17 protein-coding genes are annotated in these 15,502 nt (G+C 61.5%); 15 read left to right on the top strand and 2 right to left on the bottom strand.

Annotated features, from left to right (window positions below; all coding sequences use genetic code 11):
- Positions 1-225 precede the first annotated feature (225 nt).
- From ACIQUH_RS23375 to ACIQUH_RS23305, 15 genes are all read left to right on the top strand, one after another.
- On the top strand, positions 226-1,482 hold the full coding sequence (locus ACIQUH_RS23375) for an alpha/beta hydrolase family esterase (protein ID WP_400819544.1): 1,257 nt from the start codon (positions 226-228) through the stop codon (positions 1,480-1,482).
- Positions 1,386-2,240 (top strand): urease accessory protein UreD, encoded by an 855-nt coding sequence (locus ACIQUH_RS23370; RefSeq protein WP_400819542.1) that lies wholly within the window; start codon positions 1,386-1,388, stop codon positions 2,238-2,240. Before ACIQUH_RS23375 ends, ACIQUH_RS23370 begins: the two co-directional genes overlap by 97 nt.
- A 107-nt stretch (positions 2,241-2,347) precedes the next feature.
- Entirely contained in the window at positions 2,348-2,650 is a 303-nt protein-coding gene (locus ACIQUH_RS23365) for an urease subunit gamma (protein WP_063948239.1), read from the top strand.
- Positions 2,651-2,660: 10 nt separating this feature from the next.
- Positions 2,661-2,918: a DUF1272 domain-containing protein gene (locus ACIQUH_RS23360; RefSeq protein WP_269340315.1), complete on the top strand. Its 258-nt coding sequence runs from the start codon at positions 2,661-2,663 to the stop codon at positions 2,916-2,918.
- Between the two features lie 21 nt (positions 2,919-2,939).
- A complete protein-coding gene (locus ACIQUH_RS23355; RefSeq protein ID WP_063948241.1) occupies positions 2,940-3,245 on the top strand; it encodes an urease subunit beta in 306 nt (101 codons plus the stop codon).
- A 1-nt stretch (position 3,246) separates the two neighbouring features.
- Positions 3,247-3,603, top strand: coding sequence for a GFA family protein (locus tag ACIQUH_RS23350; RefSeq protein ID WP_269340317.1), 357 nt, complete (start codon positions 3,247-3,249; stop codon positions 3,601-3,603).
- A gap of 9 nt (positions 3,604-3,612) precedes the next feature.
- The gene (locus ACIQUH_RS23345; RefSeq protein WP_400819538.1) at positions 3,613-4,032 is read left to right on the top strand and encodes a lysozyme inhibitor LprI family protein; all 420 of its coding nucleotides are present in this window, start codon (positions 3,613-3,615) and stop codon (positions 4,030-4,032) included.
- A gap of 5 nt (positions 4,033-4,037) precedes the next feature.
- Positions 4,038-4,682 carry a Urease operon accessory protein gene (locus tag ACIQUH_RS23340; RefSeq protein WP_269340320.1) on the top strand — a complete coding sequence of 215 codons (645 nt, stop codon included), beginning with the start codon at positions 4,038-4,040 and terminating at the stop codon, positions 4,680-4,682.
- Between the two features lie 4 nt (positions 4,683-4,686).
- Entirely contained in the window at positions 4,687-6,396 is a 1,710-nt protein-coding gene (ureC, locus tag ACIQUH_RS23335) for an urease subunit alpha (protein ID WP_400819535.1), read from the top strand.
- A gap of 9 nt (positions 6,397-6,405) precedes the next feature.
- Positions 6,406-7,074 carry a TIGR02117 family protein gene (locus ACIQUH_RS23330; protein ID WP_400819533.1) on the top strand — a complete coding sequence of 223 codons (669 nt, stop codon included), beginning with the start codon at positions 6,406-6,408 and terminating at the stop codon, positions 7,072-7,074.
- A gap of 154 nt (positions 7,075-7,228) precedes the next feature.
- Positions 7,229-7,765, top strand: a complete 537-nt coding sequence (locus ACIQUH_RS23325; protein WP_080824455.1) for a peroxiredoxin — start codon at positions 7,229-7,231, stop codon at positions 7,763-7,765.
- Between the two features lie 292 nt (positions 7,766-8,057).
- Entirely contained in the window at positions 8,058-8,549 is a 492-nt protein-coding gene (gene ureE, locus ACIQUH_RS23320) for an urease accessory protein UreE (RefSeq protein ID WP_173987519.1), read from the top strand.
- Positions 8,550-8,552: 3 nt separating this feature from the next.
- Positions 8,553-9,224 carry an urease accessory protein UreF gene (locus ACIQUH_RS23315; RefSeq protein ID WP_400819530.1) on the top strand — a complete coding sequence of 224 codons (672 nt, stop codon included), beginning with the start codon at positions 8,553-8,555 and terminating at the stop codon, positions 9,222-9,224.
- A gap of 257 nt (positions 9,225-9,481) precedes the next feature.
- Positions 9,482-10,093 (top strand): urease accessory protein UreG, encoded by a 612-nt coding sequence (gene ureG, locus ACIQUH_RS23310; RefSeq protein WP_003520595.1) that lies wholly within the window; start codon positions 9,482-9,484, stop codon positions 10,091-10,093.
- 3 nt (positions 10,094-10,096) lie between these two features.
- The gene (locus ACIQUH_RS23305; protein ID WP_400819527.1) at positions 10,097-10,921 is read left to right on the top strand and encodes an MBL fold metallo-hydrolase; all 825 of its coding nucleotides are present in this window, start codon (positions 10,097-10,099) and stop codon (positions 10,919-10,921) included.
- Between the two features lie 72 nt (positions 10,922-10,993).
- Here the strand turns inward: ACIQUH_RS23305 and ACIQUH_RS23300 are convergent, their stop codons facing one another.
- Both ACIQUH_RS23300 and ACIQUH_RS23295 read right to left on the bottom strand, forming a co-directional pair.
- A complete protein-coding gene (locus ACIQUH_RS23300; protein ID WP_400819525.1) occupies positions 10,994-11,683 on the bottom strand; it encodes a Crp/Fnr family transcriptional regulator in 690 nt (229 codons plus the stop codon).
- A gap of 486 nt (positions 11,684-12,169) precedes the next feature.
- On the bottom strand, positions 12,170-15,490 hold the full coding sequence (locus tag ACIQUH_RS23295; protein ID WP_400819523.1) for an efflux RND transporter permease subunit: 3,321 nt from the start codon (positions 15,488-15,490) through the stop codon (positions 12,170-12,172).
- Positions 15,491-15,502 lie beyond the last annotated feature (12 nt).

Below are 15,502 nucleotides of genomic sequence, written 5' to 3'. Positions count from 1 at the left end.
CACGGCGTGCAAACGGCCGATTAATATTTTGAAAGCCTATGCGCCTCTGCATGGCTTTTATGCGCAATTTTAGCATTTCGTTGAATAAAAGCCTGTGATATTGGCAGCGCAAATGCTGCATGCGAGACACAGGAAAAGTCTATTCGCACGCCGCGACAGTTGATCCCTTACATTTCCTGCACGCTCGACGTATCGTCGGGACACTGTGCCAATAAAGGCGTGTCAATGATTCAAGACTTTGCAGTGGGCCGGGCTTCCCGGTTGGTTCGTTCCGCACGCAGCCTGTTCCTCGGGCTGGTGATCAGCGCAAGCGCAGGCGCCGCAGCGTCGGCATCGACCTGCGGTCAGGGCATCGGCCCGGGCATGGAGCCGGGCCGGCATGATTTTTCCATTCTCTCCAATGGCGAGAAACGCGACGGCGTCTATTTTGTTCCCTCCGCCTATGACGGGAAAAAGCCGCTGCCCGTCATATTCGACTTTCATGGCTCCAACAGCAATCCGCATGGCCAGCTGAACCGCAGCGGCTGGGACAAGCTGGCCGAGCGTGACGGCCTTGTGGTGGTGGCGCTGGCCGGCAGCCTGAACGGCGAATTGCCCGGCACCCATGCCTGGAACGTTCCCGGTGTCACCAAGCGCCCGGGCGGGCTGGATGAAGTCGGTTTTATCCGCGATGCCATCACCATGGTGAAGGGCAGGTTCTGCGTGGATGAGGAGCGCTTTTACGGTTCCGGTTATTCCGGCGGCGGGCGCATGCTGTCGCAATTCATCTGCAGCGGCAACGCGGATTTTAATGCTGCCGGTTTCGTCGCCTCGCTGCGCGCCGGTTATCCGCTGGAGACCGAAGGCAAATGGGGGCCGGATGCGGCAAGCTGCACGCCTGCGCGGCCGATGTCGATCATCGCCTTTGCCGGGCTGAAGGATCCTGCCAATCCCTATCAGGGCGGCGGCAAGTCCTATTGGCAATATGGCGGTGAGACTGCCTTGAAGCGCTGGGCCGAGATGGACGGCTGCAAGGGCGCGGCCAAAAGCAGGGTGGGCGAGAGCTTCACCGTCAATTCCTACGATGTCTGCAAGGCTGGCGCGCGTATTCAGTCCTATCTCATCGAGAACTGGGACCATGCCTGGCCGCGCGCCACCATGAAGGCGGAAGTGCTGGCCGCGAGCGCCGTCGTCACCCGCAAGCCGGGCGGCGCGCAGACGCCGAAGGCCGAACCCGCCGTGGAGCGCAAGATGCCCACAGGCGAAGTGACGCGCACGGTTGATGCGGCCGAAAGAATGTGGGATTTCTTCCGCAACACGGAAGGGCAGATGGTGGTGGACGCCGTCGTCAAGAAGGATTGTGGCGCCAAGGCCGGATCCGCTTCCGCAAGTGCTTCGGAGACCGCGTGCAGCAGCAACAGCAAGCCATCGGCCCTTCCGGTTGTGAAGACGCTCAACAGCCTGTCCGGCAGCAGCGCGCCCGTGGCAGAGGACGCATTGTAACCAAGGCGGTTGAAGGGCGCAGCCGGCTGGACGAGTTGTTCCAGGAAGGCTGTGCGAAAATCCGCCTGCCGGACACTTTTTCGAACGAAGCCGAAGCCATTCTCATCAATTCCTCCGGCGGGTTGACCGGCGGAGATGAGATCGAATGGCAGGCCACGGCCGGTGCCGGCACTTCGCTTGTCGTGACCACCCAAGCCTGCGAAAAGGTCTACAAGGCATCATCAGGTACGGCCACTGTCACCGCCCGCGTTTCCGCCGGGCCGGGCGCGAAACTGCATTGGCTGCCGCAGGAAACCATCCTCTTCGAGCGGGCATCGCTCACCCGCCGGCTGGAAGCCGATCTCGACCAATCCTCCGAATTCATTGCCGTCGAAGCCGTGCTGCTCGGCCGTCAGGCCATGGGCGAGGCGATGACGCATGGCCTTTTTCGCGACCGCTGGCGCATTCGCCATGGCGGCAGGCTGGTGCATGCCGAAGAGCTTCTGCTTGAGGGCGAGGTGGCGGAGCTGACCGCGAAGGCGGCGGTTCTGGCCGGGCAGGTCGCCTTTGCGACGCTTCTCTATATCGGGCCTCTTTCCGAGGCGCTTCTGCCTAAAATCCGGGCGATTGCCGGGGAAAGCGGCGGTGCCAGCGAATGGCGGGGCAAGCTTGTCGTGCGCGTGGCCGCCGCCGATGGTTTCTCCTTGAGAAAATTGCTTTTTCCGATCATTTCGCTCTTGCGAAACGGCGCGCCAGTGCCGAAAGTCTGGAATCTGTAATCCCTTCGGATCGCCGCGTGACGGGCATCCTTCGGGGTCTGTCAAATGTCGGATCTGATCTCCCGCAAACCTGCTTTGCGGGGCAGGTGCCAAGCTGCGGGACGACGATGAACCTTAGCCCAAGAGAAAAAGACAAGCTTTTGATTTCCATGGCCGCCATGGTGGCGCGTCGTCGGCTGGAGCGCGGCGTGAAGCTGAATTATCCCGAAGCGATTGCGCTGATTACCGATTTCGTGGTCGAGGGCGCCCGTGACGGCCGCGCCGTTTCCGATCTGATGGAAGCCGGCGCCCATGTCATTTCCCGCGATCAGGTGATGGATGGCATTGCCGAGATGATCCATGATGTGCAGGTGGAAGCGACCTTTCCCGATGGCACCAAGCTGGTGACCGTTCACGAACCGATCCGGTGAGGAGGGTGGTATGGCGTTGGAACTGAGGCCCAATTGCGAATGTTGCGACCGTGATCTTGCGCCCGACAGCCGCGACGCGATGATCTGCTCGTTCGAATGCACCTTCTGCGCCGACTGTGTGACGAATGTGCTCAAAGGCGCCTGCCCGAATTGCGGCGGCGAACTGGTGCGAAGACCCGTCCGCTCGGCGGAAAAACTCGTCAACAATCCCGCGTCGACACGGCGCGTCCTGAAGGCCGAAGGCTGCGTGGCCGCAACCGCCGCCTGAGACAGAAACAAGGGGAGCACCATGAAGCCAGGCGAAATCATTGCCGCAGAAGGCACAATCGAACTGAATGCCGGCCAGCCGACGGTGACGATCGAGGTGGCCAATTCGGGCGACCGGCCGGTGCAGGTGGGCAGCCATTATCATTTCTTCGAGACCAATGCGGGTCTCCTCTTCGATCGCGACAAGGCGCGCGGCATGCGTCTCGATATTCCGGCCGGCACGGCGGTGCGTTTCGAACCCGGCCAGAAGCGGGAAGTGACGCTGGTGCCGCTTTCCGGCAAGCGTGAGGTTTATGGTTTCCGTCAACAGGTCATGGGGAGGTTATGAAATGGCGACGGCGCATTATCATGGAAGCTGCCAGTGCGGCAGCGTCAGCTTCGAGGTCGATGCCGATCTCGACCATACCGTCATCTGCAATTGTTCGCGCTGCAAGCGGCTCGGCTCCACGCTCGCCTTTGCGCCGCGGGAGAAATTCACCCTGCTTTCCGGCGAGGACAAGCTGAGCGAGTATCTGTTCAACAAACACAAGATCCACCATTTTTTCTGCTCCAACTGCGGCATTGAAAGCTTTGCCTATGCCGATGGGCCTGACGGTACGCCGATGGTGGCGGTCAATGCCAATTGTCTCGACGGTGTCGATCCAAGGGCGCTGAAGTCGCAGGCTTTTGATGGCGCGGCGGCCTGAGCGATGGTGATGAACCCGCAAAATTTCCGTTTGGCCGTCGCGGCGCTGCTGTTTCTGACGGGCAGCGCGGCAGGCCCGGCGCTTGCCGATGACGCGCCCGATTGCAAGGCGCCGCAGACGCAGGCGGATATGACCATCTGCGCCGGCAAGGACCATGAAAAGGCCGACAAGGATCTGAACGCCGCCTATCAGAAGCTTCGCAAGCAGCTTGCCGAGCGCGACAAGACCGCTGACGCAAGCAGCAAGGGTGCGACCGACGCTCTGGTGACGGCCCAGCGCGCATGGGTGGCGTTTCGCGACGCCAATTGCGCGCTATCAGGTTTTCAGGCGCGTGGCGGCACGATGGAGCCGATGCTGATCGCTTCCTGCCTCGCCGATATGAGCAGCAAGCGCGCCGATGAATTGCGCCAGTTGTCGGAAGGCTTCTGAACGGCATGGGGCGTCGGATCATGATTGTCGGAAACGGGGAGCTGCCGCCGGGTGTGGCTGGTTTCATCGATCTTTCCGATATCGTCATCCGCTTTAATGATTGCCGGTCGCTCGGCGCCGGCGGCAGCCGCACGGATGTGGTGGCCGTCTGCAACACCGGGCGGCCGGGCCAGGAGATGACGGAAGGCAGCGGCTGGCGCGAAAGCGACGGCGTGCGGCAGGCCTCCGCCCTATGGTCGGTGCGCGATCCCGCGAAGTTTTCAGAGATGGAGCCGGGCATTCGCGCGCGCTGGCCGGAGCTGACCGATTTCTGCGCCGATTATACCCCCGGTTTTGCGGCAATCGCCGCGGAAACCGGCAAGAGCCATATCGTCATTCCACGCGACGTGCATGAGCGGCTCGATGCGGCGCTCGCGGCCTATGCGCCGGCACCCTATGTCTGCCCCAGCACCGGCCTTTTTGCCATTGCCCATGTTCTAGAGAGCGTGAGCGGCGATGGTGACGAGGTGGCGATTGCCGGTTTCGGCCATCAGGGCTGGAGCGGTCATCCCTTTGCCGCCGAACAACAACTGGTCGAAGCCCTCTCAAATGAGGGCCGGCTGACACGAATTTCTCCCACATCGATTTTCTCCGCGTCCCAAGGAGCCTGAGCCCATGCCCTACAAGATTTCCCGCGCCGCCTATGCCGGCATGTTCGGCCCGACCGTTGGCGACAAGGTGCGTCTTGCCGATACCGAACTCTTCATCGAGATCGAAAAGGATCACACGACCTATGGCGAGGAAGTGAAATTCGGCGGTGGCAAGGTCATTCGCGACGGCATGGGCCAGAGCCAGGCGACACGGGCCGAAGGGGCTGTCGATACCGTCATCACCAATGCCGTCATCGTCGACCATAGCGGCATCTACAAGGCTGATGTGGGCCTGAAGAACGGCCGCATCCACGCTATCGGCAAGGCGGGCAATCCGGATACGCAGCCGGGTGTGACGATCATCGTCGGCCCGTCGACGGAAGCGATTGCCGGAGAAGGCAAGATCCTCACTGCCGGCGGCATGGATGCACATATTCATTACATCTGCCCGCAGCAGATCGAGGAAGCGCTGATGAGCGGCGTGACCTGCATGCTGGGCGGCGGTTCCGGCCCCGCCCATGGCACGCTCGCCACCACCTGCACCGGCGCGTGGCACATCGAGCGCATGATCGAAAGTTTCGATGCCTTTCCGATGAACCTCGCACTGGCCGGCAAGGGCAATGCCTCGCTGCCGGCGCCGCTCGAAGAAATGATCCTTGCCGGCGCCTCCTCGCTGAAGCTGCATGAGGACTGGGGCACCACACCCGCCGCCATCGACAATTGCCTGACGGTCGCCGACGAATATGACGTGCAGGTGATGATCCACACCGATACGCTGAATGAAAGCGGTTTCGTGGAAGACACGGTCGCCGCCATCAGGGGCCGCACCATCCATGCTTTCCACACCGAAGGGGCGGGCGGCGGGCATGCGCCTGATATCATCAAGGTCTGCGGCAACCCGAATGTCATTCCGTCTTCCACCAATCCGACGCGGCCCTATACCGTTAATACGCTCGCCGAACATCTTGATATGCTGATGGTGTGCCACCACCTGTCGCCGTCCATTCCTGAGGATATCGCCTTCGCCGAAAGCCGTATCCGCAAGGAAACCATTGCGGCGGAGGATATCCTCCACGATATCGGCGCGTTTTCGATCATTTCTTCCGACAGCCAGGCCATGGGCCGTGTCGGCGAAGTGGCGATCCGTACCTGGCAGACCGCCGACAAGATGAAACGCCAGCGCGGCCGCCTGAAGGAAGAGACCGGCGAAAACGACAATTTCCGGGTGCGCCGTTATATCGCCAAATATACCATCAACCCGGCCATCGCCCAGGGTGTCAGCCACGAGATCGGCTCCGTGGAAGTCGGCAAGCGTGCCGATCTGGTGTTGTGGAACCCGGCCTTTTTCGGCGTGAAGCCGGAAATGGTGCTGTTAGGCGGTTCGATCGCCGCAGCCCCGATGGGTGATCCGAACGCCTCCATTCCCACCCCGCAGCCGATGCATTACCGGCCGATGTTTGCCGCTTACGGCAAGCTGCGCACCAATTCTTCGGTCACGTTTGTGTCGCAGGCGTCGCTGGATGCCGGCCTTGCCCAGCGCCTCGGCGTCGCCAAGAAGCTGCTGCCGGTGAAGAATGTGCGCGGCGGCATTTCCAAGGCGTCGATGATCCACAATTCGCTCACCCCGCATATCGAGGTCGATCCCGAGACTTACGAGGTGCGGGCGGATGGCGAGTTGCTGACCTGCGAACCGGCAACCGTGCTGCCGATGACGCAGCGTTATTTCCTGTTTTAACGGGGCGTAGTGTTGAGAACTGTCCTCAGATGGATTAGCGGCGGCGTGCTGCTGATCGCAGCACTTCTTGTGCTCGGCACCGTCGTGCCGCGCCCCTTTTTTGCCGATGATGCAAACGGTGCGAAAGATCGCGAAATCCTGCTGTTGTCTAATCCAATCCATACGGACATCGCCCTGCCGGTCGATGACGATCTGCGGCGGGTCTTTGCCGAATTGCAGGAGGACGGGATAGCGGTCAATCATCCGGCGGCTGCCTATCTGGTGTTCGGCTGGGGCGGCCGGTCGTTTTATATTCAGACGCCCACCTGGGCCGATCTGAAGCCGATGCCGGTGCTGCGCTCGTTTACGCTGGACAGTTCCGTCATGCATGTGGATGTGACCGGGGATTTTCCGGCCGATCTGGCCGGCGTAAAACGTCTTCGCATTTCCGAAGCGGGGTATCAGCGCCTTGTCGCGGGTATCACGGCAAGTTTTGCCAGGAAAGACGGCAAGGTCCAACTGGTCCCCGGGGTCGCCTATGGTCTGACGGATGCGTTTTTCGAGGCGAGTGGCTGGTTTAATGCGCTGGCCGGTTGCAACACATGGTCGGCCGCCATGTTGCATGAAGCCGGCATTCGAACGGGTTGGTGGACGCCCTTGCCGCCGCTGTTGCGCTGGTCGGTAGACCTGCACAATTGATCTCTCGCTGCTGCGGCATTTCGTGCATTTGACGGTCGATAATCCGATTTTTATGCTGCACCGCAGCGCATCTTGGGCTATGGAAACGGCAAAAGAATTCCGCGTGGATCGATCCCAAGCGATCCGCGTAAAACGCCAGAACAGGAGACAAGACATGCTCGGCAAAAAAGTGCCCGCCGTTACCTTCCGCACGCGCGTTCGTGACGAGGCCGTTGGTGGCCCCAACCCGTTCCGTTGGCAGGACATGACCTCCGACGATTATTTCAAGGGCAAAAAGGTCGTGCTGTTTTCGCTGCCCGGCGCTTTCACGCCGACCTGCTCGACCTATCAGCTGCCTGATTTCGAAAAGCTGGCGGGCGAATTTCGCGCGCTCGGCGTCGATGAGATCTATTGCCTGTCGGTCAACGATGCCTTCGTCATGAATGCCTGGGCCAAGGGCCAGAACCTCGAAAACGTCAAGGTCATTCCTGACGGTTCGGGTGAGTTCACCCGCAAGATGGGCATGCTGGTCGCCAAGGACAATCTCGGTTTCGGCATGCGCTCCTGGCGTTACGCCGCCGTCATCAATGACGGTCTGGTGGAGCAGTGGTTCGAGGAAGAGGGTTATTCCGACAATTGCGAGTCCGACCCCTACGGCGTTTCCTCGCCGCAGAACATTCTCGAAAACCTCAAGGCACGCGCTGCGGCGTAAGTGTTGCCCACCAGAATCCCGGCGCAAGCCCGGTACCTGATGGGACGGGGATATTTCCCTCCGTCATCCTCGCCCTTGAGGCGAGGATCCATAGGCGCCTGTGGCTTGGATCCTCGGGTCGAGCCCGAGGATGACGTTGAGAGTTAGGATGGTTTGTTATTATGGTCAGCCCGGCAGTGATGCCGGGCTTTGTCGTTTAGGCACGCACATGCCTAGAAATCGCGCCTTGAAATCATCCCCGCTATCCGTCAAAAATCACCTTCCCAAGACTGTTTCTGAAACGGATCATCCCATGCTGCGCGTCACCTCCTATCACCCGGCCGGAACCCCCGGCGACGAGCCCTCCGGTTACGTCACGCTGGCGCATGACCAGCGGCATCTGCGCCGCAAGCTGTTGCATCTGCAGAATGACGAGATGGTGATGCTGGACCTGAAGGAAGCCGTGCTGTTTGCCCATGGCGATCTGCTGGTGGTGGAAAACGGCGATCTGATCGAGGTGCGTGCGGCGGATGAAAAGCTGTTCGAAATCAAGGCCAAGGATCGGCTTCACCTGATCGAGCTTGCCTGGCATCTGGGCAATCGGCATCTTTCGGCGCAGATCGAGGAAGAGCGCATTCTCATCCTGCGCGACCACGTCATTCGCGCCATGCTGGAAGGCCTTGGCGCCACGGTGCGGGATGTGGAAGAACCTTTCCAGCCGGCACGCGGCGCCTATCACGCCCATGGCGGCCATTCCCATGGTCACGATCACGGGCATGGCCACCACCATCATGACCATGGCTGAGGCGTGAGCGCGGAAAGCGGCGTTGCCGCGCTGCTGCGGCTGATGGCCTGGCTGTCGCCTGCCTTTCCGGTCGGCGGCTTTTCCTATTCCGGCGGGCTGGAAAAGGCGGTGGAGGACAGGCGCGTGCGCGATGCCGCGGGGCTTCACGGCTGGGTGGAAACGCTTCTGCGCCATGGCAGCCTGTGGAACGATGCGGTGTTTCTGGCGCATGCCTGGCGAAACGCGAAAGATGCCGTTGCGCTGAGCGAAACGGCCGATCTCGGCCGCGCGCTGGCCGGTTCGGCGGAACGTTATCGCGAGACCGTGCTTCTGGGAGATGCCTTCGTTTCCGCCGCCGGGGTATGGCCGCATACGGTTCTCGAGCTATTGCCGAAGGAGGCTCCCTATCCCGTCGCCATAGGCGCTGTGGCTGCCGGACATGGAGTGCCGCTGCGCGAGACGCTTGCGGCCTTTCTGCATGCCGGTGTTTCGCAGATCGTTTCGGCCGGCATCCGTCTTGGCGTCGCCGGGCAAAAGGATGGTGTTGCCATTCTGGCCGCAAGCGAGGCGGTGGTCGCGGAGATTGCTGCACGGGCGGCATTATCCACGCTCGATGACCTCGGCAGCGCCACGATCATCGCCGATACGGCGGCGATGCGTCACGAAACACAGGGCACGCGGCTTTTCCGCTCCTGACGGCGGCCCAATAAAGATCGATGAAGCGAGCGGGCGCTCCGTGTTTCTTCTCCCCGCCGGGGAGAAGTCCGCGGCAGCGGGATGAAGGGGGCGAGGGTGCGGTCTATCGCTGGCGTTGCCCCCTCATCCGACCCTTCGGGCCACCTTCTCCCCCGGCGGGGAGAAGAAACTGGCGGCACGGTTCTTGCTTCTTCTTGAAGCGTTGGTCCAAGGCTTTACGGTAGGAAATACCAAAGCATGATGAAGGGAACAGAGTGATGAAATCGGGTAATGGTCCGCTGCGCGTCGGCATTGGCGGGCCGGTGGGTTCCGGCAAGACGGCGCTGACGGAAAAGCTCTGCAAGGCGATGAGCGCCGATTATTCCGTCGCGGTCGTCACCAATGATATCTATACCAAGGAAGATGCCGAGGCGCTGGTGCGCATGCAGGCGCTGCCATCAGAGCGCATCGTCGGTGTCGAGACGGGCGGTTGCCCGCATACCGCCATCCGCGAGGATGCGACGATCAATCTGCAGGCGATTGCCGGGCTTAATGCGCGGTTTCCCGATCTCGACGTGGTCTTCATCGAATCCGGTGGCGATAATCTCGCCGCGACCTTTTCGCCCGATCTTGCCGATATCACCATCTATGTGATTTCCGTCTGCCAGGGCGAGGAAATTCCGCGCAAGGGCGGGCCGGGCATCACCCGCTCCGACCTGCTGGTCATCAACAAGAAGGACCTCGCCCCGTATGTCGGCGCGGATCTGACCGTGATGGACAGCGATGCGACGCGGATGCGCAATGCCATGCCGTTCGTTTTCACCGATATGAAACGCGGCGATGGCGTGGATCGTATCGTCGGTTTCCTGAAAGAGCAGGGCGGTCTCTGAGCCATGAATGCACCGCTGCGTTTTGGCCGTTATGCCGTGTCCCGGTTCATCGATGGTGTCTACAAGGCGCCGGTCGGCCATCTCATTCACCGGCAGGGCGCGGATGTGCTGGCTACGGTTCTTGCCGGGCTCGAGGGCGAGACGGTCGACATGGATGTCAATTGTTTTGCGCTTTCCGGGCCCGATGGCGTGTGGCTGATCGATGCCGGTTGCGGCACGGCCTGGGGTGCTGCCTATGGCCATGCCCGCCCGGCGATGATTGCCGCCGGTATTCAGCCTGAGGGTGTCAGCCGTGTCATCCTCACCCATATTCACGGCGACCATGCGCTGGGTCTCATCGATGGCGACCGGCCTTATTTTCCCAATGCGGAGATATGGGTGCCCGAGGCCGATCTTGCCTTCTTCTCCAGCGCGGAGGCGCGAAAGACATTGCCGCCCGCCCGGCAGGGCGGTTTCGATCTTGCGGCGCGGCTGCTCGATATTTGCGGTGCCATGTTGCGGCCGATCCCCATGGGAACGGTTGCCGAGGATATCGAGGCGATCGCCATGCCCGGCCATACGCCGGGGCATGCCGGTTATCTCATCGGCAACGGCGATAAGCGGCTGTTATTGTGGGGTGATGTGCTGCATGTGAGTGCATTGCAGGCGGCCGATCCCGACATCGCTTTCGTTTACGATATCGATTCCGAACTTGCTTATGCCACCCGTCTTGCGGCGCTGGCAGAGGCGGCCGATCATGGCTGGCTGGTGTCCGGCGGCCATCTTGGCGGATTTTTCCATATCGAGCGGCAGGGCGATAGCTTCCGTTTCGTGCCGCAGCCGGGCTGATTTTCCGTTTTCGGGCATGCAGAAGGGCGGGCTGCCGGCTGGCATCCCGCCCTTCGTCCTCTCCCGGTGTTTTCAGATCTGCTTCAATGCCGCGACGTCATTGACCTGCACGATACGGCCGCGCACCGTCACACCCGACTTCTTCAGTGCCGAGAAGGCGCGTGATAAAGCTTCCGGCGCAAGGCCGAGCTTGCCGGCCAGCAGGCTTTTCTGGAACGGCAGCCGCAACGAAAAGGATGTCGCATCCCGCGGGCCCTGATTGATGAGGTAATGGGCGACGCGCTGCGGTGCCGTCTGCAGCCGGTCGTTGGCGATGCAGTCCATGGTCGCCAGCAGGCTGTTGGAAAGGCAGCGCATGACGGCCTTGGCGATTGCCGGCTCCTGATCGATCAGGGTTCGGATTCTTGCGAGTTCGAAACGCGCCACGGTGCAGCTTTCCGCCGCCTGTGCGCTGTAACGATAGGTATCGCTGCCGAAGATCAGGCATTCGTTGAAGGTATCGCCGGGGCCGCTGACGCGTACATCCGCCTCGCGCCCATGCCTGTCCAGCCGGTAAAGGCGGACATAACCCGACAGAACGCAATAAAAATGCTGCGCCGCTTCGCCTTCCTTGAAGAGCACATGGCGGGCGTTGACAGTGGTGATGGTCGCCGCCTCCATCAGCTTCAGCGCTGCCGCGTCGTCGGCAACCCCGATCAGGGGTGCGCGCAGCAGAATGTTCCTGTCCCTGTTGCTCAGCTTCACGGTCTTGTTCACGTCCATTCGGCTCCCGCTCAAACCTTTTGCCGGGCTGTCCGAAGCGACACGAAACCGGGGAAGTTCCTTCTCCCTCACGCCTATCTGCAAAGAACTCATCGCATTTTTCCTCGACCGGCAATTCCCGATGCGAGGGAGACTAGCAGTTCACCTGAAAAGCGAATTGATTTCGATCAAACAGGATTTGACGTTGTCATTTGGGGAAGCGAGCGAGTGCGGCGAGGCTATGCATGCTCCAGAGCGCGAGCATGAGGGGATGTGGAGCGAGCGAGGGCGGCATTGTTCTTCTCCCCGCCGGGGAGAAGGTCGCGGCAGCGGGATGAGGGGGCGAGGGTAGAAATATGCGGAGAGGGCGCCCCCTCATCCGACCCTTCGGGCCACCTTCTCCCCGGCGGGGAGAAGAAATCAGCCGCGACGCTTTGCTCTAAAGCATCCGCGCAAAAGAAACGCCGGGTACAAGTCCCGGCGTTTCAATCTTAATATCTGGAATTCTCACTCCGCAGCGAGCGGCGGCAGTCGTAATATATTGCTGCCCTTGTCGCTGGCCTTGTCGCCGGTGCCCTTTTCCATGCTGGCGACGCGCGCCTCCAGCGAGGAGAGCGCCAGGCTGTTTTCGCGGGCGATTTCCGAGAGCTTCTCGTTGGAGAGAGCCTCTTCCTCCTCTTCCTTCTTGCCGACGAAGCGGCCGAAGAGGTGGGCGAGCAGGCGCGACAGGTCGTCCATGATCAGGAAGAAGGCCGGCACCACGATGAGCGACAGCACCGTCGAGACGATGATACCGCCGATCACCGCAATCGCCATCGGCGCGCGGAACGAACCGCCTTCGCCGACGCCGAGTGCGGAGGGCAACATGCCCGCCGACATGGCAATCGAGGTCATGATGATCGGGCGGGCGCGCTTGCGGCCGGCCTCCACCATGGCATGCACCCGTTCCATGCCGTGACGGCGCATTTCGATGGCGAAATCCACCAAGAGGATGGCGTTCTTCGTCACGATGCCCATCAACATCAGGATGCCGATGAGAACGGGCATGGAGAGCGCGTTCTGCGTGATGATGAGCGCGACCGCCACGCCGCCGATGGCGAGCGGCAGCGAGAACAGGATGGTGAAGGGCTGGATGACATCCTTGAACAGCAGGATGAGCACGACCAGCACCAGCATCAGGCCGAGCAGCATGGCGTTGACGAAGCCCTGCTGCATTTCGCCCTGCACCTTGGCGTCACCGCTTTCGGCAAGGCGGACGCTTGCCGGCAGTTCGGTTTCCGACACGATGCGCTTGAACTCGGCCGTCGAGGTATCGAGCGCCGTGCCGAAGGGCACGTCGGAGCCGATGGAGACGACGCGGTTGCGGTCGTTGCGCTTGATCGAGCTTGGACCTTCCGAATAGTCGATATCGGCGACGCTGTAGAGCGGCACCAGCGACCCGGAGGCGGTCTTGATCTTCAGCGCGCGGATGGTGGCGAGATCGCGGCGGGTATCGAGCGATGCCTGCACGCGGATCGGGATCTGCCGGTCGTCCAGCGAGATCTTCGTCAGCTGCGCGTCGATATCGCCGATGGTGGCGACACGCACGGTCTGCGAAATCTGCTGCGGCGTGATGCCGAGGCGGGCGATTTCATCCTTGCGCGGGCGGATTTGCAGTTCGGGACGCGGCAGAGCGCCTTCCGAGCTGACATTGGCGAGGATGGGCGAGGCGCGCAGGCGGCTTTCGAGAATGCCGACGGCGTCGTTCAGATCCTTCTCGTTGGTCGAGAGGAAGTTGAAGGAGAGCTCGCGTTCCGCGCGGTCGTTGAGCTTGATGATGCGGACATCGGGGATGCCGCGCACCTGCGCGAAAATATCCCGTTCCACATCCCATTGCGGACGTATGCGGCCCTTCTCCTCCACCTTCGGCAGATATTGGCCGATGAGCGGAATGGAACCGAGACCCTTGTTGACCACCAGCTTGAGCAGCGAATGGTCGATGTGCTGCAGGATGACGTTGACGGTGGCGCGGCGAAGCTCCAGGTCGCCCTTCGGCGAAGCGCCGCCGAGGATGAAGACGCTTTCCACGCCGTTGATGTCACGCAGCGCATGATAAATCTGGGTCGTCGTGCGGTCGGTTTCGTCGAGCGTCGCATTGGGCGGCAGTTCCACCGAAAGCGTGACGCGCGAGGCATCATCCGGCGGCAGGAAGCTGCCCGGAACGCCGGCGAGCAGAATGACGGAAGCGACGAGAAAGCCGATGGCGCCGAGCAGCGTCAGATACCGCGCCCACCACTTGCGGGTGGTGGCGGTGACCATGCGCGTATAGGCCTTCATCAACCGGCTGTCATTGTCGTGGTGATCGTCCATCGCATCTTCGGCGCGCATCAGATAGGCCGCCATCAACGGCGTGATGAGGCGGGCCACCGCCAGCGAGAAGAACACCGAGAAGGCGACGGTGAGGCCGAACTGGATGAAGTACTGGCCGGGAATGCCGGGCATGAACGAGACGGGCACGAAGACCGCGATGATGGTGAAGCTGGTGGCGATGACCGCGAGGCCGATTTCATCCGCCGCTTCGAGTGCCGCGCGATAAGGCGTCTTGCCCATCTTGATGTGGCGGGCAATGTTCTCGATTTCCACGATGGCGTCGTCGACGAGAATACCCGTGGCGAGCGTCAAGGCGAGAAAGCTGACGAGGTTGAGCGAGAAGCCCATGATATCCATGATCCAGAAGGTCGGGATCGCGGAAAGCGGCAGGGCAACTGCGGCAATCAGGGTTGCGCGCCAGTTGCGCAGGAAGAGCAGGACCACGATGACGGCGAGGATTGCGCCTTCGATCAGCGTGTCGAGCGCCGCCTTGTAGTTGCCATAGGTGAAGTAGACGGCGTCATCGACCATTTCGATCGAGACGTCAGGATGATTCTTGCGCACCTCATCGAGGCTTGCCGCCACGGTTTCGGCGACGGAGACCTCGCTGGCGCCCTTGGAGCGGAACACCGCGAAGGTGACGGCGGGGTTGCCGTTGAAACGCGAGAAGGACTTCTGTTCCTGATAGGTGTCGGTGACGGTGCCGAGCTCGGAAAGCTTGACGAAACGGCCGTTGGAAAGCGCGATCGTGGTGTTGGCAAGCTGGCTCACATCGCGCGTGTCGCCGAGCGTGCGGATCGTCTGCTCGTTGCCGCCCACCTGGCCGCGGCCGGAACCGAGATCGATGTTGGTGCCGCGCAGCTGGCTGTTCACTTCGGTGGCGGTGATGCCATAGGCGTCGAGCTTTTCGGGGCTCAGCGACACGCGGACCTCGCGGTCGGCGCCGCCGTAACGGTCGACCTTGCCGATGCCGGACTGGCCCTGCAGCGAACGCTTGATTGTGTCATCCACGAACCAGGACAGTTCTTCCAGCGTCATGTTGGGCGAGGAGACGGCAAAGGTCTGGATCGCCTGTCCCTCGACGTCGATCTTGCTGACGACGGGCACTTCGATATCGGCGGGCAGATCGCTGCGGATCTTGTCGATGGCGTCCTTGGTGTCCTGAACCGCCTCTTCCGTCGGCTTTTCGATGCGGAAGACGACCGTCGTCGTCGACTGGCCGTCGACCACGGTGGACTGGATTTCGTCGACGCCGCTGATGGCGGCAACGGCGTCCTCGATCTCCTTCGTCACCTGCATTTCCAGCTCGGAGGGCGAAGCGCCGCTCTGGGTCACCGTGACGGCTACGACGGGAACGTCGATATTCGGAAAACGGGTGATCGGCAGGGTGTTAAACGCCTGCATGCCGAGGATCATCAAAAGCGCGAAGCCGAGCAGCGGCGCAATCGGATTACGGATTGACCATGCGGAAAAGTTCATTTCAATCCCTCA

This window comes from Agrobacterium sp. NPDC090283 (assembly GCF_044769685.1).
Taxonomy (GTDB): domain Bacteria; phylum Pseudomonadota; class Alphaproteobacteria; order Rhizobiales; family Rhizobiaceae; genus Agrobacterium.
The sequence above is the reverse complement of the archived record's forward strand: the minus strand, read 5'-3'. Positions and strand labels throughout refer to the sequence as shown.